This window comes from Amycolatopsis sp. lyj-23 (assembly GCF_046549135.1).
Lineage (GTDB): Bacteria > Actinomycetota > Actinomycetes > Mycobacteriales > Pseudonocardiaceae > Amycolatopsis.
In genome coordinates, this window is record NZ_JAJPWN010000021.1 from 85,144 (window position 1) to 102,304 (window position 17,161).

Annotated in this window: 18 protein-coding genes; 11 read left to right on the forward strand and 7 right to left on the reverse strand. The window is 73.4% G+C overall.

Annotated elements, in window-relative coordinates:
• Positions 1 to 8: 8 nt before the first annotated feature.
• Positions 9 to 1,334, forward strand: coding sequence for an MFS transporter (locus tag ACLJPY_RS41090; protein ID WP_410596378.1), 1,326 nt, complete (start codon positions 9 to 11; stop codon positions 1,332 to 1,334).
• Between the two features lies 1 nt (position 1,335).
• Positions 1,336 to 3,192 (forward strand): helix-turn-helix domain-containing protein, encoded by a 1,857-nt coding sequence (locus ACLJPY_RS41095; protein WP_410596379.1) that lies wholly within the window; start codon positions 1,336 to 1,338, stop codon positions 3,190 to 3,192.
• Between the two features lie 3 nt (positions 3,193 to 3,195).
• Here the strand turns inward: ACLJPY_RS41095 and ACLJPY_RS41100 are convergent, their stop codons facing one another.
• Entirely contained in the window at positions 3,196 to 4,278 is a 1,083-nt protein-coding gene (locus ACLJPY_RS41100) for a hypothetical protein (RefSeq protein WP_410596380.1), read from the reverse strand.
• A 159-nt stretch (positions 4,279 to 4,437) separates the two neighbouring features.
• A complete protein-coding gene (locus tag ACLJPY_RS41105) occupies positions 4,438 to 5,643 on the reverse strand; it encodes an alpha/beta hydrolase family esterase (protein ID WP_410596381.1) in 1,206 nt (401 codons plus the stop codon).
• A gap of 192 nt (positions 5,644 to 5,835) precedes the next feature.
• Between ACLJPY_RS41105 and ACLJPY_RS41110 the strand changes: the two genes are divergently transcribed.
• A complete protein-coding gene (locus ACLJPY_RS41110; protein ID WP_410596538.1) occupies positions 5,836 to 7,164 on the forward strand; it encodes a tannase/feruloyl esterase family alpha/beta hydrolase in 1,329 nt (442 codons plus the stop codon).
• A 456-nt stretch (positions 7,165 to 7,620) separates the two neighbouring features.
• The gene (locus ACLJPY_RS41115) at positions 7,621 to 8,025 is read left to right on the forward strand and encodes a hypothetical protein (protein WP_410596382.1); all 405 of its coding nucleotides are present in this window, start codon (positions 7,621 to 7,623) and stop codon (positions 8,023 to 8,025) included.
• Positions 8,026 to 8,046: 21 nt separating this feature from the next.
• Here ACLJPY_RS41115 and ACLJPY_RS41120 read toward each other — a convergent pair whose 3' ends face one another.
• From ACLJPY_RS41120 to ACLJPY_RS41135, 4 genes are read right to left on the reverse strand one after another with little or no spacing between them, the layout of a single operon-like run.
• On the reverse strand, positions 8,047 to 8,841 hold the full coding sequence (locus ACLJPY_RS41120) for an aminotransferase class IV family protein (RefSeq protein WP_410596383.1): 795 nt from the start codon (positions 8,839 to 8,841) through the stop codon (positions 8,047 to 8,049).
• Positions 8,842 to 8,890: 49 nt separating this feature from the next.
• Positions 8,891 to 9,865, reverse strand: a complete 975-nt coding sequence (locus ACLJPY_RS41125; protein WP_410596384.1) for a TolB family protein — start codon at positions 9,863 to 9,865, stop codon at positions 8,891 to 8,893.
• The gene (locus ACLJPY_RS41130) at positions 9,862 to 11,109 is read right to left on the reverse strand and encodes an MFS transporter (RefSeq protein ID WP_410596385.1); all 1,248 of its coding nucleotides are present in this window, start codon (positions 11,107 to 11,109) and stop codon (positions 9,862 to 9,864) included. Before ACLJPY_RS41130 ends, ACLJPY_RS41125 begins: the two co-directional genes overlap by 4 nt.
• 4 nt (positions 11,110 to 11,113) lie before the next feature.
• Positions 11,114 to 11,989 (reverse strand): alkaline phosphatase family protein, encoded by an 876-nt coding sequence (locus ACLJPY_RS41135; protein ID WP_410596386.1) that lies wholly within the window; start codon positions 11,987 to 11,989, stop codon positions 11,114 to 11,116.
• A 223-nt stretch (positions 11,990 to 12,212) separates the two neighbouring features.
• On the opposite strand from ACLJPY_RS41135, the gene ACLJPY_RS41140 reads away from it, so the two are divergent.
• The 7 genes from ACLJPY_RS41140 to ACLJPY_RS41170 all read left to right on the forward strand — a co-directional run bounded on the left by ACLJPY_RS41140 (position 12,213) and on the right by ACLJPY_RS41170 (position 16,833).
• On the forward strand, positions 12,213 to 12,443 hold the full coding sequence (locus ACLJPY_RS41140) for a hypothetical protein (RefSeq protein ID WP_410596387.1): 231 nt from the start codon (positions 12,213 to 12,215) through the stop codon (positions 12,441 to 12,443).
• Complete coding sequence (locus tag ACLJPY_RS41145) at positions 12,440 to 13,669, forward strand: FAD:protein FMN transferase (protein WP_410596388.1); 1,230 nt, start codon at positions 12,440 to 12,442, stop codon at positions 13,667 to 13,669. Before ACLJPY_RS41140 ends, ACLJPY_RS41145 begins: the two co-directional genes overlap by 4 nt.
• Positions 13,666 to 14,199 carry a ferric reductase-like transmembrane domain-containing protein gene (locus tag ACLJPY_RS41150; protein WP_410596389.1) on the forward strand — a complete coding sequence of 178 codons (534 nt, stop codon included), beginning with the start codon at positions 13,666 to 13,668 and terminating at the stop codon, positions 14,197 to 14,199. Before ACLJPY_RS41145 ends, ACLJPY_RS41150 begins: the two co-directional genes overlap by 4 nt.
• Positions 14,196 to 15,326: an NADH-ubiquinone oxidoreductase-F iron-sulfur binding region domain-containing protein gene (locus ACLJPY_RS41155; RefSeq protein WP_410596390.1), complete on the forward strand. Its 1,131-nt coding sequence runs from the start codon at positions 14,196 to 14,198 to the stop codon at positions 15,324 to 15,326. The genes ACLJPY_RS41150 and ACLJPY_RS41155 overlap by 4 nt, the downstream gene beginning before the upstream one ends.
• A complete protein-coding gene (locus ACLJPY_RS41160; protein ID WP_410596391.1) occupies positions 15,323 to 15,517 on the forward strand; it encodes a ferredoxin in 195 nt (64 codons plus the stop codon). The genes ACLJPY_RS41155 and ACLJPY_RS41160 overlap by 4 nt, the downstream gene beginning before the upstream one ends.
• Positions 15,518 to 15,586: 69 nt before the next feature.
• Positions 15,587 to 16,339, forward strand: coding sequence for an SIR2 family NAD-dependent protein deacylase (locus tag ACLJPY_RS41165; RefSeq protein WP_410596392.1), 753 nt, complete (start codon positions 15,587 to 15,589; stop codon positions 16,337 to 16,339).
• Positions 16,336 to 16,833: a GNAT family N-acetyltransferase gene (locus ACLJPY_RS41170; protein ID WP_410596393.1), complete on the forward strand. Its 498-nt coding sequence runs from the start codon at positions 16,336 to 16,338 to the stop codon at positions 16,831 to 16,833. The genes ACLJPY_RS41165 and ACLJPY_RS41170 overlap by 4 nt, the downstream gene beginning before the upstream one ends.
• 10 nt (positions 16,834 to 16,843) lie before the next feature.
• Here ACLJPY_RS41170 and ACLJPY_RS41175 read toward each other — a convergent pair whose 3' ends face one another.
• Entirely contained in the window at positions 16,844 to 17,119 is a 276-nt protein-coding gene (locus tag ACLJPY_RS41175; RefSeq protein ID WP_410596394.1) for a hypothetical protein, read from the reverse strand.
• Positions 17,120 to 17,161 lie beyond the last annotated feature (42 nt).

Consider the following 17,161-nt stretch of genomic DNA (forward strand, 5'->3'; position numbering starts at 1 on the left):
AGCCCGCAGTGAGCCAACCCCACCGGTCGGCGATCGCCAAGATCGTCGGCGCGAGCCTGATCGGCACCACCATCGAGTGGTACGACTTCTTCCTCTACACCTCCGCCGCCGCCCTCGTCTTCAACAAGCTGTTCTTCCCGACGGCGGATCCGCTCACCGGCACGCTGCTGGCGTTCCTGACCTACGCCGTCGGGTTCCTCGCCCGCCCGATCGGCGGTCTCGTCTTCGGCCACTTCGGTGACCGGCTCGGCCGGAAGAAGCTGCTGGTCGTCAGCCTCGTCCTGATGGGCGGCTCGACGTGCCTGATGGGCGTCCTGCCGACGTACGCGAGCGCCGGCGTCGCGGCACCGCTGCTGCTCACGCTGCTGCGCCTCATCCAGGGCTTCGCGCTCGGCGGGGAGTGGGGCGGGGCCGTCCTGATCGTCTCCGAACACGGCGACGACCGCCGTCGCGGCTACTGGGCGAGCTGGCCGCAGTGCGGCGCGCCCGGCGGCAACCTCCTGGCCACCGCCGTCCTCGCGATCCTGTCGGCGACGCAGTCGGACGCGGCCTTCCTGTCCTGGGGCTGGCGCGTCCCGTTCCTGCTCTCGGGCGTGCTGCTGCTGATCGGGCTGTGGATCCGGCTGGCCGTCGCCGAATCGCCGGTGTTCCTCGCCGCCCAGCGGCAGGCCGAAGCGCGGGCCGAAAAGCACGTCCCGGTCGTCGACGTCTTCCGCAACAGCTGGCGCCAGGTGCTCGTCACGATCGGCGCGCGGATGGCCGAGAACGTCTCGTACTACGTGATCACCGCGTTCATCCTGGTGTACGTCACGACCGGGCTGCACTTGCCGAAGGGCGTCGGCCTGACCGCGGTGCTCATCGGCTCGGCCGTGCACTTCGTGACGATCCCGCTGTGGGGCGCGCTGTCCGACCGCGTCGGACGGCGTCCGGTCTACCTGTTCGGCGCGATCGGGATGGCGCTGTGGGGCTTCGCGTTCTTCGCCCTGCTGGACACGAAGTCGTCGCCGGTGATCGTGCTGGCCGCGACCGTCGGGCTGGTGCTGCACGGCGCGATGTACGGCCCGCAGGCCGCCTTCTTCGCCGAGCAGTTCCCGACCCGGGTGCGCTACACCGGCCTTTCGGTCGGCGGGCAGCTGTCGTCCATCGCGGCCGGGGCCGTCGCGCCGCTGATCGCCGTCGCGTTGTTCTCGGCGTGGCACAGCACCGTACCGGTCTCCCTGTACGTCGCCGCGATGTGCGTGATCACCGTGGTCGCGCTGCTGTCCGCCCGCGAAACCCGCGGCGAATCGCTGCACGACGACGTCGAGGCGGAAGCGGCGACCGTTTCGCCCTAGCATGACCGCCGTGACCGCACCCTCGGACGCGCTGCGCCGGCTGCTCGACCTGCTCGCCTCCGGGGCGAGCACCGAGCAGCTGGCGCACGTCGTCGTGGCCGCCCGCGCCGAAGGCGCCCTCGGCCCGGCCGACCTGGCCGCGCTGGCCAGCGCGGGCGAGCTGGCCCTGCGGATCCGCGAGACCCTGGCCGAGCACCGGCGGCGGGAAGCCCAGCTCACCGCGTTGTTCGAGACCGCGAGCGAGCTCGCCGGGCTGTCCGACCCGGACACCGTGCTGCGGTCGATCGTCCGGCGGGCGCGGGCGCTGCTCGGCGTCGACGTCTCCTACCTGAGCCTCAACAACGAGGCCGAAGGCAAGACCTACATCCGGGTCAGCGACGGGTCGGTTTCGGCGGAGTTCCAGCAGATCGTGCTGGGCATGGGGGAGGGCCTCGGCGGGCTGGTCGCGCAGACCGCGCGGCCGTACGCGACCTCGGACTACTTCCACGACGACCGGTTCAAGCACACGCGCCACATCGACTCCGGGGTCGAAGACGAAGGCCTGACGGCCATCCTCGGCGTCCCGCTCGCCATCGGCCCGAAGGTGCTCGGCGTGCTGTTCGCGTCCGACCGCTCGGCCCGGGAGTTCTCCGCCGACGAGGTGGCGCTGTTGTCGTCGCTGGCCGACCACGCGGCGATCGCCCTGGACAGCGCGAACCTGCTCGACCAGACCCGCCGCGCGGTCGCCGAGCTCAACGAGGCCAACGCGACGATGGAACGCGCCGAGGACGCCCACGATCGGCTGACCGACCTCGTCCTGCGCGGCGGCGACCTCCCGGACGTCGCCGACGCGGTGGCGGCCGTGCTGCACGGCGACCTCACGGTGTACGACGCGGACGGCACGCTCCTGGCGAGTTCGTCGGCACCGGTGGCGCTCGACCCGGACGCGCTCGCCGCGGCCCGCGCCGGCGGGCGGGCGGTGTCCACATCGGACAGCTGGGTGTGCGCGGTGCAGGCCGGCCCGGAACTGCTCGGCAGCCTGGTGCTGGCCGGCCGGGCGGGGCTCAGCGAGCCCGACCGGCGGCTGTTCGAACGCGCCGGCGTCGTGACGGCGTTGCTGCTGATGCTGCGGCGATCGGTGGTGCGCGCGGAGGACGAGGTCCGCGGCGAGCTGCTGACCGACCTGCTCACCGCGCCCGGCCGCAACCCACGCGCACTCCTGGCGCGCGGGCGCCGGCTGGGGATCGACCTGTCGGCCCCGCACGCGGTCCTGGTCGCCCACGCGGACGGCGGCTCGCGCCGGCGCGTGGCGAGCGCGGCCGCCCGGCACGCGACGCTGGTGGGTGTGCACGCCGAGGAGGTCGTCCTGCTGGCGACGGGCGACCCGGACGAGCTGGCCCGCCGCGTCGCGGCCGACCTCGGCTCGGCCACCGGCCGCCCGGTCACGGTGGGCGCGGCGGGCCCGGCGAGCGGCCCGTCGGCGATCGCGGACGCCCACGCGGAAGCGGCCCGCTGCGTCCGGGCGCTGCTGGCGCTGGGCCGCACCGGCGAGGGTGCGGCGATGGCGGGGCTGGGTTTCCTGGGCCAGCTGCTCGGCGACCGCGCGGACCTGGACGCGTTCGTCCGCCAGACCCTGGGCCCGGTCCTGGACTACGACGAGCGCCGCGGCACCGAGCTGGTGGCCACGCTCCGGGCGTACTTCGCGAACGGTTCGCAGCTCGCGCGCACGAAGGACGTGCTGCACGTCCACGTGAACACGGTGGTGCAACGGCTGGAGCGGGTGGCGTCGCTGCTGGGGGAGGACTGGCAGGCGCCGGACCGCGCGCTGGAGATCCAGCTGGCCCTGCGGCTGCACCGGCTCGGCACACCGCGCGGGTAGCGGTCAGCTCCAGCGTTCGGCCAGCGGCCTGCTGTCGTCCGGGTCCTGGTTCGGCCGCCAGTAGCCGACGGCCCGGCACACGGTGGTGGCCGGGCAGCTGACCCCGGTGAAGACGGTGAGGGTGCTGCCGGACGGCACGGGGGCGGCGGTCGCGGTCCAGCTGCTGCCGTCCCACCGGTAGGCGACCGGCGTGAGCGGGCTGTTCTGCGTCGAGCCGACGGCCATGCAGTTCGTCGCGCTGACGCAGGAGACGCCGTCCAGCCGGAAGTACTGGCCGGTGAACGAAGTGGCCCAGGCGGTGCCGTTCCAGGTTTCGATGTCGGCGCCGAGGTACGAGGACACGAAGTACCCGGCCGCGACGCAGAAGGTGGCCGAGGTGCAGGAGACCCGGCTGAGCCCGTCGTTGCTGTGCGCGCCCGGCTGGGCGGTCCAGGTGCCGCCGCCGCTCCAGCGTTCGATCAGGGGTTGCGACGCGGCGTTGCGGCCGACGGCGGTACAGGCGCCGCGCTGGGTGCACGACACGCCGGTCAGCTGGTCACCGGCGGCGGTGCCGGGCACGGTCGTCGGCGCCCACGTGGTGCCGTTCCACAGCAGAGCCACGGCACCGGCGGTGGACCGGCCGACACCCAGGCACCAGGTGAAGCCGGCGACGCAGGACACCCCGTACAGCTCGCCGCCGGCGATCACCGGCAGGGTCTGGCGCGCCCACGCGGTGCCGTCCCAGCGCATGGCCAGCGGGGTGGCTGCCCCGCCGGCAACGGCGTAGCCGACCGCCGTGCAGGCGGTGGCCGACGTGCAGGAAACATCGCTCAGGTGGGTGTCTCCGGCGACGTTCGGCAGCGGCGACAACAGCCAGCTGCCGCCGGTGTACACCTCGGCGAGACCGGCGACCTGCCCTTCCTGCTTCTTGCCGACCGCCATGCAGAAATCGGCCGAGACGCACGAAACCGCGCCGAGTGCGGAGCCCGTGGGGTCGGCGGGCAGTGCCGTCGGCTCGATGTGCCACTGCAGCGACGCCCACGCCGGCGTCCCCGGTACCAGCAGCGCGGCCATGACGACGACCAGGAACGCGACCGTTCTCCGCACGACCACAACCCTTCCCCAGTGGATCTTCCTTGCTGCACCGGCAAAATTCGTGCTCCGGGCAGTGGCACGGTACAGAACGGCGAGCGCGCGGCAAAGTCCCGGCGCCGCGCGGCCCAGCACCGTTGGGCCGCGCGGCTGTCCAGGCATCCCCTGAAGGTCCTAACACTGCCCGTCGGCCAGGACCCAGTAGCCCGGGGACGTCTCCCGCAGTGCGTGGACCGTGAACGTGTTCCACAGCCCCATCGCCTGGTTCGAACCGTTCGCGTACGTCTGCCCGCCGCTCTGGTGCGCGCGGCCGGCCTGCGTGTGGGCGTAGTTGCTCGCGCTCACGCACGTCCCGGCCGGTGTCGTGGTCGTGGACGTCGTTGTAGTGCTGGTCGGCGGCGGTGTGGTCGTGGTGCCCGATCCCTTGTCCAGTCCGAAGAACACGCCCGTGTAGTAGCTGGAGCAGATCCCGGCGAGGAAGTACGCACCGGTGCTGCCGCACTGCGTCGTGCCGGTGCCCGGGTCGACCGCGGTGCCGTGGCCCATGCCCGCGATGGAGTACAGCTGCACCCGGTCGGCGTAGCTGGTCAGCGTCGTGCCGCCGGGCAGGGACTGCGTGCTCGTCGGCGTCTGGGAGACGCCGTTCACCGCGGTCCACTGGTCGCGCAGTTCGGTGCCGTTGACCGGGTAGACCGTGTAGTCGGCGGTGCCCTGCCAGATCGCCACCCGCGGCCACGGGCCGCCGTAGCCGGGGTACTGCGCCTTGACCTTCGCCGCCCACTGCGCCGGGGTCAGGTGCTGGTCGTTCTGCTGGCAGTTCGTCGCCTCGACGATGCTCGTCGCGCACTGGGCGGGCAGCCCGGAGTCGATCCCGCCCGCGGCGAAGACGTCCGGGTAGGCCGCGAGCAGGTCGGCGGTCATGGCGCCACCGGCCGACAACCCGGTGACGAACACCCGGGAGCGGTCCGAGCCGTGGTCGCCGACCGCCTTGTCCACCATGGACTTGACGGACGCCGCTTCGCCGTTGCCGCGGGTGTCGTCGGCGGTGGAGAACCAGTTGAAGCACTTCGACGAGTTGTTCGCGGTCGACTGCTGCGGGAACACGACCTCGAACCGCCAGCGGTCGGCCAGTTCGGGCCAGCCGGAGTGGGCGTAGTAGTCCGCGGCGCTCTGCGTGCAGCCGTGCAGCGCGACGACCACCGGGCGGCCGGTCTCGAGCCCGGCGGGGGTGTAGGTGTACATCGCCAGGGCACCGGGATTGGCGCCGAAGGACGAAATCTGCACGAGGGACGAAGGCGGCGGGTCGGCGGCGGCCACCCCGACGGTGGTCAGCACGGCGGCGGTGATCGCGGCGAGGCCGGCGAAGGCGAGCTTGCGCATGGTGAGTTCCTTCTCGTCGTTGAGAGGGTCCCCAGTGACGCTAAGACGGCCGCCCGGCCGGAGACCATGTGGCCGCGCACCACATCGGCCCGCCGATTAGTGGTGGCCACCGGGATGGCTTCCGCCGGGCGCACGCGCTTGGGTTCGGTCCATCGAAGAAGGTGGAGGTGAACCGTGCGGAGTTGGCTGGTTCTGGTTCTGGCGGGAGCGCTCGCGGCGGCGCTGCCCGCGTCGGCGTCGGCTTCGGCCGGGCGCTGCACCGCGAACGTGCCCGGTGCCGAGAAGTCCGTGGCCGTGTGCCTGGACGACCTGACGACGACCGGCACGCTCGCGTCCGGGCACACCGTCGAGGCGGACTGGGCCGGGCTGACGTCGGCGGGGCTGCCGACGTTCGGCGCGGTGCCCGGCGTGCAGGTCGACGGCTACTTCCCGGACACGTCGACGGCGAACGCGAACAACGGCTGGAACCACGACGCCCAGTTCGTGCTGCGCCTGCCGGACCGGTGGAACGGCGGCCTGGTCGTCTCCGGCTCGCCCGGCGTCCGGCGCCAGTACGCGAACGACCGCGCGATCGGGGACCAGGCGCTCGCGGAGGGCTACGCGTTCGCCGCGACCGACAAGGGCAACACCGGCGCGGCCTTCTACACCGACGGCGTCCGGCCGGGCGACGCGCCGGCGGAGTGGAACTCGCGCGTCACGCAGCTGACGCTCGCCGCGCGGGCCGCGGCGGCCCGGCACTACGGCCGTCCGGTCACGAAGACCCTCGCGGCCGGGCTGTCCAACGGCGGGTACCTCGTGCGGTGGCAGCTGGAGAACCGGCCGTGGCTCTACGACGGCGGCGTCGACTGGGAGGGCACGCTGTGGCGGGCCGACGGGCCGAACCTGCTGACCTTCCTGCCGCCGGCGCTGCGCGCTTACCCGGCGTACGCGGCCGGATCGGCGGCCGCCCACCAGTCCATTTTGGACGCGGGCTTCGCGCCGGGCTCGGAATTCCTGTGGGACTACCACTACCGCGTGTACTGGGACCTGACCCAGCGGATCTACCGCGAGGAGCTCGACCCGGCGTTCGACGGTGCGCTCGAGGCCGGAACGCCGTTCTGCGCCTCGGGAACGCCGTCGTGTGACGCGGACTACGCGTATGCCGCCCGGCCTGCTTCGGTGGCTCGGGCGGTCGAGCGGATCTCGCTGACCGGGCGGATCGGCAAGCCGCTGCTGACCCTGCACGGCACGCTCGACACGCTGCTGCCGATCACCCGCGACTCCGACGTCTACGACCGGATGATCACGGCCGCGGGCCGCGGGGCGCTGCACCGGTACTACCGGGTCGAGGGCGGCAACCACGTCGACGGGCTCGTCGACGCCTTCCCGGACCGCCTCCGCCCGCTGGGCCCGTGCTTCCGGACGGCGTTCGACACGCTGGCGGGCTGGCTGCACGGGGTGCGGCCCCCGGTTTCGGCGACGATCGCGCGGCCCGCCGGGGCGACCCCGGCGGAGCTGGCGAGGTCGTGCTCGCTGGGCTGACCTTCGCAAGCGCCCCAAGGCGGCCTTCGGTGCGTGAGACGCACCGAAGGCCGCCTTGGGTGCGTTGAACCAGCACTGCGGCGCGAAGCGCCTCCGTTGAGGGTGGTGGCGGGGGCATGGATGGAGCAACCAAGGCCGCCTTGGGTGCGTGTGACGCACCGAAGGCCACATTGGTTCGCTCGGGCCTGAGAATGGGCGGGAAATTGCGGTGAACCGGATCGAACCCACGTCCGTATCACTAGGTGAGAGGTGCGGTCTACCCGCGCTGAGCTGCTGTTTCACCGCCCGGACGGACGACCCCGTTCGGCCGCTTGCGGGAGCGTCGGCCGTCATTCATGATGGCTTCGGGGTCCGCAAGATTCGTTGAATTCGAATATCCAGGTGTCGGCCATGCTGCGGAAGAACCGTCCGTCCGGAAGTGATCGTCATGCTCCTACCTGTGCCCGGGGCCGCCTGATGGCCGTCGACCTGCCGGGTCTCGCGATCGTCGCCGGGCTGCTGCTGCCCGCCTTCGCCGCGGCGGCCTGGGCGATCGCCCTGGAGCGGCGGCCGCGCCGGGCCGGAGCCGTGGCCGACTCGGAACCGGACTTCACCGTGGCCGGCATCCAGTCGCGCCTGCGCCGCGAGCTGGCGGCGCGGAAGCTGGCGGACGCGGGCACGGTCGCCCTGCCGACCCTGCCGATCCCGGCGCAGACGCGGCGCGAACCGGCCCCGCCGCCCCGGCTGCCGTGCCGCGTGGCGGGCATCCTGCCGCCACCGGCCCCGGCGACCGCCGGGTTCCCGGCGCCGCGGTTCGCCTTCGCGCCCCCGGACACGGACCTGATGCGCCGCATCCTGGACGGCTTGCGCCACCTGGACTGAGCCGCCCGGCTCCACCGCGCCTCACGGTGCGGTGAGCGGCTCCTCCTCGTACGCCCGGTGCAGCAGCTCCAGGAACGACGGCGCCTCGGGCAGCTCCACGGAACCGATCCGCCGCACCGCCACCCCCGGCGTCCACGAGTTCAGCACCACACCACCCGCCAGGTCCGCCACGTCGGCCACGGTGACTTCCCGGACGTGCTGGGGCACGCCGAGGCGGTCGAGCTGCCGGCGCACGATGCCCATCGTCACCCCGGGCAGCATCGGCGCGTCGGGCCAGACCACCGCGGTGCCGTCCCAGAACGCGATGTTCCAGATGGTCGCTTCGGTGAACCGGCCCCGGCGGTCGACGAACACCGCGTCGTCCGCGCCCTCGGCCACCGCCCGGTGGAGCAGGTAGGTCTTGGCCACCTCGCCGACGTGCTTGCGCGCCGGGAGGAACCGTTCGTACTCGCTGATCGCCAGCGACAGCGGTCCCGGCGGCCCGGCAGCCGGCGGTCCGGTGCGGACCAGCACCTCCGGTTCCGCTTCCGCGGCAGGCTCCACGGCCAGGGAAAACACCGTCGCGGTCAGCGAGACGTCGGCGGGGCCGGCGGCGAGCGCCGTCCGCAGCAACGAGCGCACCCGGTCGTCGGGCAGCGCGCGGCCGAACATCTCCAGCGAGGCCGACCGCAGCCGGGCCAGGTGCAGGTCGAGGCCGCGCACCCGGCCGCCGCGCACCTGCATGGCGGTGAAGTGGGCGTAGCCGGCGAACGCGAGCGGCGCCAGGTCCTCGGCCGTCGCCGTCCGGCCGTTCCGTTGCACCACGAAGAACGTCATCCGGCCACCGTAGGATCTCCCGCCGGGTGAGTTCCCAGCGGACCGCCGATCACAGCGCCGCCGGGGACTCCGCGTCCGGGATGAGCAGCCGGGGCGCGCCCGAGCCGTCGGCGGGGACCGACCAGACGTCCGCATGGCCCGGGCCGCGGGGCAGGCCGTAGCCGATCGTGCGGTCGTCGAGCCAGGCCGGCTGGTCGTCGGCGCTGCGGGTCTCCGCCAGCGGTGTCACCTTCGACGTCGCCAGGTCCAGGACGGACAGCCGCCACCCGCGCGCCGGGTCGCCGTCCACGGCGGACTTGAACGCCACCCGCGTCCCGTCCGGGGACAGCGACGGGCACTCGACGTTCTCGTGCAGCGTGCGGACGGTGTGGGCGGCGAAGTCGCCCGCGACCAGGTAGCGGCGGCCGGCCGTCGACATCGTCGCGTAGAAGTGGCGGTCGTCGCGGGTGAACGTCACGCCCCAGAAGTTGAGGTCGGCGGCCTGGTAGGGCCGGCCGTCGAGCGTCACCGCGTAGTCCTCCAGCGTGCCGGCGAGGTCGCCGGTCGCCGTGTCGAGGATGCCGGCGCGGGTGGAGAACAGGCCGCCGTTGTAGGAATCGCCGGTGACGAACACCGTCCACGCGACCATCCGGCCGCTCGCCGACACCCGCGCCCGGTTCGGCAGCCCGACCAGCGGGATCTCCCGCTGCACGCCCAGCCCGCGGTCGAGCACCGCCAGCTGGTAGGTGGTGAGGTCGCCGTCCTGGCGCAGGCAGAGCCCGGTGCCGCCGGCGGCGTACACCCGCGCGCACGACAGCGGCGACACCGTCCGCGGGCCGCCGGGGTCGGTGACCGGCACCGTGGCGACGTGCCCGCGGTCGGCGTCGGCGGTGCTGCGGAACAGCAGCCGCGGGCCGGGCGCGAGGCTCACCGCGCCGGTCGCGGCGACGTCGTGGCTGCGCGCGCTCGCGAACCCGACGTAGGCGACCGCGGCCCCGGCGAGCACGAGCACGCCGACGACCGCGACGATGATCCGGGTCTTCACGCCGCCGCCTTCCGCAATACCGCGAATGTCGCGGCGATCGCGACCACGGCGCCGCCCGCGGCGACCGCGATGGCGAGGTCCGCGCCCCAGAACTGCCACGCCAGTCCGAAGAGGACGGACGAGGCGAAGTAGGCGAGCGCCTGCGCGGTCTGCACGAGCGAGATTCCCGTGGTGCGCAACGACTCCGGCACCAGCGGCCCGGCGAGGGCCATGAGGACGCCGTCGGTCGCCGCGTAGAACCCGCCGTACAACGCCAGCGCGGCCACCAGCAGCGGCCAGCCGGACACCGGCCCGGCGAGCAGCAGGTAGACCAGCGCGAGCGCGCCGTAGCCGCCGAGCACCACCGGCAGCCGCCCGACCCGGTCGGCGAGTGCGCCCAGCGGCGCGGCCAGCAGCAGGTAGCTGAGGTTCGTGCCGACCGCGAGCAGCGGGAACCAGCCGGTCGCGATGTCCTCCTTGTGCTGCAGGAGCAGGTAGACGAACCCGTCGCCCACCGTGGCCAGACCGAGCACGCTCGCGGCCACCAGCAGCCGGCGCACGCCGCGGCCGTGCAGCAACGCCACCGCAGCGCGGGGCGAGACCGGGTTCGCGGTGGTTTTCGGCGTCCGCCGGTCGCGGACGAACAGCACCAGCAGCAGCACGCCGATGGCGGCGATGCAGAAGCTGACGACGAACACGGCGTCGAAGGCTTCGGGGTCGGCGGCCCCGAAGGCGGCGAGGACAGCGAGCGCGACCAGCGGGCCGGCGAAGGCGCCCACGCTGTCCATCGCGCGGTGCACGCCGAAGGCGCGCCCGAGCAGCGGCTCGGGGGCCGAGAGCGTGATCAGCGCGTCGCGCGGCGCCGTCCGCAGGCCCTTGCCGGTGCGGTCGAGCGTGATGACCGCGCCGATCGCGGCCGCCGACGCCCCGGCCGCGAGCAGGCCGAGCTTCGCCACCGCGGACAGCGCGTAGCCGGCGCCGGCCACGACCTTGCGCCGCCGGACGCGGTCGGCGACGTACCCGCCGACGATCCGCAGCAGGGCCGTCGCGCCGGTGTAGAGGCCGTCGACCAGGCCGTAGGCGGCCGGCCCGAGGTGCAGGCCGAGCACCAGGTAGACCGGCAGGACCGCGGTGACCATCTCCGAGGAGACGTCGGTGACCAGGCTGACGGCACCCAGCGCGAAGACGTTCGCGCCGACCGCCGAGAGCTTGCGCCGGGACACCGTCCCAGCATGCTCTCGGCGGCCGATGGTGGACAGGTACACGCGGTTACTGCCAGACGTCGGTGATCGGCGACTTGCTCGCGGCGTTGCCGATGCCGGCCAGGCCGTAGGACGCCTCGATCGTGCGCAGCACGGTGTAGTGGTTGATCGACTCGCTGTAGCTGCCGACCTTGACGCCCGCGCCGGTGAACGTCGTGAAGATCTGGTTGACCGAGGTGCCGCTGTCCTCGTCGAAGGTGACGATCAGCAGGCTGTTGTGCGTCTTGGCCCACTGGGCGTAGGCGTCGAGGTTCTTCTTCAGCCAGGTGTCGCCGGTGCCGATGCTGCAGTCGTGCATGTCGTTGCACATGTCCGGAGTCACGAAGGCGACGGTCGGCAGCTGGGTGAAGTCGCTCGGGAAGCTCGAGAACCGCACGTTGCTCGCGGCCGGGACGTTCGAAAAGTCCACCCAGCTGTTGTGCTTGCGCCGGTAGGTGCCGCTGGAGCAGCCGGTGTAGCCGTCCGACGGCATGGCTTCGGAGTAGCCCTTGAAGGTCTTGCCGGCGTCGATCAGCTGACGGCCGAGGTTGGCCTTGGCGCCGAGGTCGGCCGGGCAGGTGTCGTCGGTGACGCCCTGCGTCGCGCCCGAGAAGAGGGCGACGTAGTTCGGCTGGCTCGGGTGGGTGATCGCGAAGGAGTTCGTGAACTTCGCGCTCTGGGAGGCGAGGGTGTTGAGGTAGGGCGCGCTGGAGCTGCCGTTGATCGAGGAGTACTTCTTGTTCTCGAACATCACCAGGACGATGTGGTCGAACGACGGCACGGTCGACGCGGTCGGCCGGATCGCGGCCGGCTCGGCCGTTCCGGTGACGACGGCCGCGGCGACGACACCGGCGGTGACCAGGGTGGCGGCGGCGAACGCGGCGAAGATCCGCTTGCGGATCATGGGTCCTCCAACGGTGGCGGGTGAGGGCGCCTCATGATGTCCACGGCAGGGAGCCGGGACGTGCCGTGTCGTGGTCCGGCTCGTGAACACCAGGAAACCTCCGGCGGACAACGGAAAGAGTGGGTGAACGCCTTTCCGGTGTCAACCTCCTTTGGTTGGTGCGCCAGGGGTTTGACAGGTCGCTCCCAGCTCCTTCAAAGGAACGAAGCCGACACTCGACCCCATGGAACCCACCACCCCGGCCGGACCCGCCCGCCGCGCACAGGGACGCCGCCGGGCCGCACTGGCCACGGCGACCGCCGCGGTCCTGGGCGCGGCGGCCGTCGGCGCCATCGGCTTCGGCCTGTCGACGGCCTCGGCTACTTCGAGTGATTCCGGAGACCAGCTGCAGGCGCCGGACAGCGGCTTGACCAGCGGATCCGGCCACGCCCACACCGGCTCGGGCGCGTCGTGACCACGGCGTTCCCGGCGCTGGGCACGACGGCGGAGCTGCTGCTGACGGACCCCACCCGCCTGGGGGAGGCGACCGCGGTCCTGCGCGAGGAACTGGCGGCGATCGATTCGGCGTGCAGCCGGTTCCGCGAGGATTCGGAGATCTCGCGGCTGAATGCGGCGGCGGGTCGGCAGGTCCGGGTGGGGTCGTTGCTGGCGGAGGCGTTGGCCGTGGCGCTGCGCGCGGCCCGGCTGACGGAGGGCCTGGTCGATCCGACGGTGGGCGCGGCGGTGCGGGAGCTGGGGTACGACCGTGATTTCGCTTTGCTGGCCGGTGATCGGGACACGGCAGCCGCTCCTCCTGCGGAGAGCGACCCCGGTCCGGCGGCGTTCCGTGGCGAGGCTGCCGCTCGTCCGCACCACGCAACCGCTCCTCCGGCGGAGGGGGAGTCCGGTCGGACTGCTCTCGATTCGGCGGGTGTGCCGGTCACCGGCGCAGCCGGTGAGCGTCCCGGTCCGGCGGCGTTCTGCGGCGAGGCTGCCGCTCGCCCGCACCACGCAACCGCTCCTCCGGCGAAGAGCAACCCTGGCCGGACTGTCCCCGATCCGGCGGGTGTGCCGGTCACCGGCGCAGCCGGTGACCGAGGCGACCCGGCCGGTGCAGCGATCCGCGAGGCCGCACCCGGCTGGCACCGCGTCCTGTTCGACCCCGTCCAACGGCTCGTCGTCCTCCCTCGCGGTGTCCACCTCGATCTCGGCGCGACCGCCAAGGCCCTCGCCGCCGACCGGGGCGCCCGGCGGATCCACGCCGCCTTCGGTTGTGGGGTCCTCGTGAACCTCGGCGGCGATCTCCGGGCCGCCGGGCCGCCGCCGTCCGGCGGGTGGCTCGTTGCGCTCGGTGATGACCACGCCGAGGCCGTCGCCCATCCCGCTACCACCGTTGCGCTCCACCGGGACGGGGCGCTCGCCACCTCCGGCACCACCCGGCGGCGGTGGCGCCACGGCGGCCGGGTCGTCCACCACATCGTCGACCCGCGCACCGGGGACGTGCCCGAACCGCGCTGGCGCACCGTCACCGTCGCCGCCAAGTCCACTGTGGACGCCAACACCGCGAGCACCGCGGCGGTCGTCCTCGGGGCGGCCGCACCCGGCTGGCTCGAGCGGCGGCACCTGCCCGCGCGGCTCGTCGGCGTCGACGGCGACGTCGTCACCACGCCGGGCTGGCCCGGAGAACGGAAAGCGGCATGATCTGGTACTTCAGCCGCGCGAGCGGGCTCGTCTCACTGGTGCTCTTCACCGGCGTCGTCGTCCTCGGCGCGCTCGGCGCCGGCCGGTTCGCCACGCGCGAGTGGCCGCGGTTCGCCGTTGCCGCCGTGCACCGCAACCTCGCGCTGACCAGCCTTGCGTTCCTCGCGGCGCACATCGCCTCGGCGGTCCTCGACGGTTACGTTCCGCTCGGCTGGCTCGACGTCGTCGTCCCGTTCGGCGCCGGCTACCGGCCGCTGTGGGTCGGGCTCGGCGCCGTCGCGATCGACCTGCTGCTCGCGATCGTCGTCACCAGCCTCGTGCGCACCCGCCTGCCGGCACGGGCGTGGCGCGCCGTCCACTGGCTGGCGTACCTGTGCTGGCCGGTCGCGTTGGTGCACGGCTTCGGCATGGCCGAGAACGACTCCGCGTACGGCTGGATCGTCGCGCTCGACGTGGTGTGCGTGCTGGCGGTGCTCGGCTCCGTCGGGTACCGCACCTCGAAATCCGCTGCCCTGGGAGGCATCCGATGAGCATCCTGCCCCCGCACCGGCTCGACCTGGCCGGCCACCGGCGTCACAACGGCGTCCTGCCGTGGGTCGCCTACCACGGCGACGACGGCCGCGACCGGCTGATCGAGGCCGTCGAGGCGGCGGACCTGCGCGGCCGCGGCGGTGCGGGCTTCCCGGCGGCGGTGAAGCTGCGCGCGGCGCGGTCGAAACGCTCGATCGCCGTCGCGAACGGGTGTGAAGGCGATCCGCTCAGCCGGAAAGACGTTGCACTCCTCACGCTTTCGCCGCACCTCGTGCTCGACGGCCTGCAACTGGCCGCGCACGCCACCGGCGCCGCCGAGGCCGTCCTCTGCGTGCACGCGGGCAGCCCGGCGCTGCCGAGCGTCGCCGCGGCCCTGGCCGAGCGCGACGACCGGGTGCCGGTGCGGATCGCGGAGGTGCCGCGCCGGTACGTCGCCAGTGAGGAGACCGCGCTCGTCCGGTACCTCACGTCGGGGGACGCGCGACCGCGCGGCAAACGGCCCCGGCCCGCCGAACGCGGCGTGCGCGGCCGCCCCACCCTCGTGTCCAATGTGGAGACACTGGCGCAGCTGGCGTCGGTGGTCCTGCTGGGCCCGCACCACTACCGCGCGTCCCGGACGGAGCTGGTCACGGTGACCGGCGCGGTCCGGCGCCCCGGCGTCGTCGAGGTGGCCGCGGGAACGCCGGTGGCCGGGATCCTCGCCGCGGCGGGCGGCGAAGCGGAGCCGGTGCAGGCGGTGCTCGCCGGCGGCTACGGCGGGACGTGGACGGCGGACTTCGACGGTGGCGTAACCGGAATCGCGGCCGTGTACGCGCTTCCGGCGCGAGCTTGCGGGCTCGAGTACACGGCCCGGGTGCTGGCGTTCCTGGCGGCCGAGTCGGCCCGGCAGTGCGGGCCGTGCACGTTCGGCCTGCCCGCGATCGCGGCGGACTTCGCCGAGCTGCTCCGCGGCGGCCCCGCCTCGGCCCGGCTGGCCCGCCGCCTCCCGCTGCTGACCGGCCGCGGCGCGTGCGCCCACCCCGACGGCGCGGCCCGCCTGGCGGCGAGCGCGGTGCAGGTCTTCGGCGCCGACGTCCGAGCGCACCAGGCCGCCGGCCGGTGCCGGGTCCCGGCGGGTGTGGCATGAAGGTGACGGTCGACCCGATCGGGTGCCGCGCGCACGGGCTGTGCGCGGATTTGCTGCCGGAACTGGTCCGGCTGGACGAGTGGGGCTACCCGGTGGTGGCCTCGGGTCCGGTGCCCGCGGAGCTGCTGGCGGAGGCCCGCGGCGCGGCGGCGGCGTGCCCGGCACTGGCGCTGCGGCTGCGGAGGGAGTGAGCGGACAGCCTCCGGTGATCACCGAAATCCGATCGTGCCACCGGCACCGAACCACTACCCTCCGCCGGTATGGACGGCAAGCTCATCGACCGGATCCGCGGTGCCCGGCGGATCGCCGCGCTGACCGGTGCGGGCATCTCCACCGCGTCCGGCATTCCCGACTACCGCGGCCCCGAAGGCGTCTGGACGCGCACGCCGGGCGCCGCGAACGCCTTCACGCGCAAGAACTTCCTGGCCGACGCGGCGGTGCGCCGTCAGTTCTGGCGCACCTACGCGGGCCACGCGGCCTGGCGGGCCGAACCCAACGCCGCCCACCGCGCGCTGGCCGGGCTGGACGGCGCGGGGGTCGCCGTCCGGGTGCTCACCCAGAACGTCGACGGCCTGCACCAGCGGGCCGGGCTGGCCGCGCGGAAGGTCCTCGAACTGCACGGCACCATGCGCACCACGCGGTGCACCGGCTGCCCGGCCCGGTTCCCGACGCCCGAGGTGCTCTCGCGCGTCGAGAACGGCGACGACGACCCGGCGTGCCCCCACTGCGGCGGGATCCTCCAGCTCGACGTCGTCCTCTTCGGACAGATGCTGGACGGCGAAGTCCTCGGCCACGCGAGGAACATCGAGGCGGCGAGCGGGCTCTTCGTCGCCATCGGCAGTTCGCTGCAGGTCGAACCGGCGGCGTCGCTGTGCACGGTCGCCGTGCGGGCCGGGGTGACGCTGGTCGTCGTCAACCGCGAACCGACGCCGTACGACGAGGACGCCGCTTTCGTGCTGCGGGAAGACATCGAGACCGTCGTGCCGGAACTCTGCGCGGCGATGGCCGGGTGACGGCCCCGGTGATCCGCGAAGCCCGCGACGGCGACTGGACGGCGATCTGGCCGATCATCCACGACGTCGGCACCGAGCAGCGGACGTTCCCGTACGACCCGGCGATGACCGAGCGCGCCGCCCGCGGGATGTGGCTGCTCGCTCCGCCGGCCCGGGTGGTCGTCGCCGTCGACGGCGACCGGGTGACGGGCACGGCGAACATGTACGCCAACCGGCCGGGGCCGGGCAGCCACGTCGCCTCGGGCAGCCTGATGGTGGCGAGGGAGGCGCGCGGCACGGGCGTGGGCCGGGCACTCGCGAAGGACCTGATCGGCTGGGCCCGGCGGAGCGGTTTCGCGGCGATCCAGTTCAACGCGGTCGTCGACGTGAACACGCCCGCGATCCGCCTCTACGAGAGTTTGGGATTCGTGACGCTGGGCACGGCGCCCGGCGCGTTCCGCCACCCGGTGGCCGGCGACGTCGGGTTGCGGATCATGTGGCTCGATTTGCGGTGACGCGTCCCGCTCAGATCTCCGGCAGTTCTTCGGCGAGGATCGTGTCGATCTTCGAGCTCGCGGCCCGCAGTTTCGCGACACCGGCCACGATCAGCGCGAACGCCGCGGCGGGCACGGCCAGCAGCACCGGCGACCACCCGAGAGCGAAGACGGCGACGGCGCAGATCACGGCGGCGGCGAGGAAAACTGCCCGGCCGGCGACCCGCGGCCACGCGGGACGCGGCTTGGCGTGCCGTCCGCTCGACGTGCGGAAAACCGGCCGCGCGAGGGCAGCTTGGACACTCATCCAGACCTCCGGGGAATGTTCGCCGGACCGTCCGGGAGGGGA

Bases quoted from the DNA above. Each gene is read 5' to 3' on its own strand.
- ACLJPY_RS41155 (WP_410596390.1), top strand. From the start codon at position 14,196: ATGAGCATCCTGCCCCCGCACCGGCTCGACCTGGCCGGCCACCGGCGT.
- ACLJPY_RS41135 (WP_410596386.1), bottom strand. From the start codon at position 11,989: ATGATCCGCAAGCGGATCTTCGCCGCGTTCGCCGCCGCCACCCTGGTC.
- ACLJPY_RS41150 (WP_410596389.1), top strand. From the start codon at position 13,666: ATGATCTGGTACTTCAGCCGCGCGAGCGGGCTCGTCTCACTGGTGCTC.
- ACLJPY_RS41095 (WP_410596379.1), top strand. From the start codon at position 1,336: ATGACCGCCGTGACCGCACCCTCGGACGCGCTGCGCCGGCTGCTCGAC.
- ACLJPY_RS41140 (WP_410596387.1), top strand. From the start codon at position 12,213: ATGGAACCCACCACCCCGGCCGGACCCGCCCGCCGCGCACAGGGACGC.
- ACLJPY_RS41120 (WP_410596383.1), bottom strand. From the start codon at position 8,841: ATGACGTTCTTCGTGGTGCAACGGAACGGCCGGACGGCGACGGCCGAG.
- ACLJPY_RS41160 (WP_410596391.1), top strand. From the start codon at position 15,323: ATGAAGGTGACGGTCGACCCGATCGGGTGCCGCGCGCACGGGCTGTGC.
- ACLJPY_RS41105 (WP_410596381.1), bottom strand. From the start codon at position 5,643: ATGCGCAAGCTCGCCTTCGCCGGCCTCGCCGCGATCACCGCCGCCGTG.
- ACLJPY_RS41175 (WP_410596394.1), bottom strand. From the start codon at position 17,119: ATGAGTGTCCAAGCTGCCCTCGCGCGGCCGGTTTTCCGCACGTCGAGC.
- ACLJPY_RS41165 (WP_410596392.1), top strand. From the start codon at position 15,587: ATGGACGGCAAGCTCATCGACCGGATCCGCGGTGCCCGGCGGATCGCC.
- ACLJPY_RS41115 (WP_410596382.1), top strand. From the start codon at position 7,621: ATGGCCGTCGACCTGCCGGGTCTCGCGATCGTCGCCGGGCTGCTGCTG.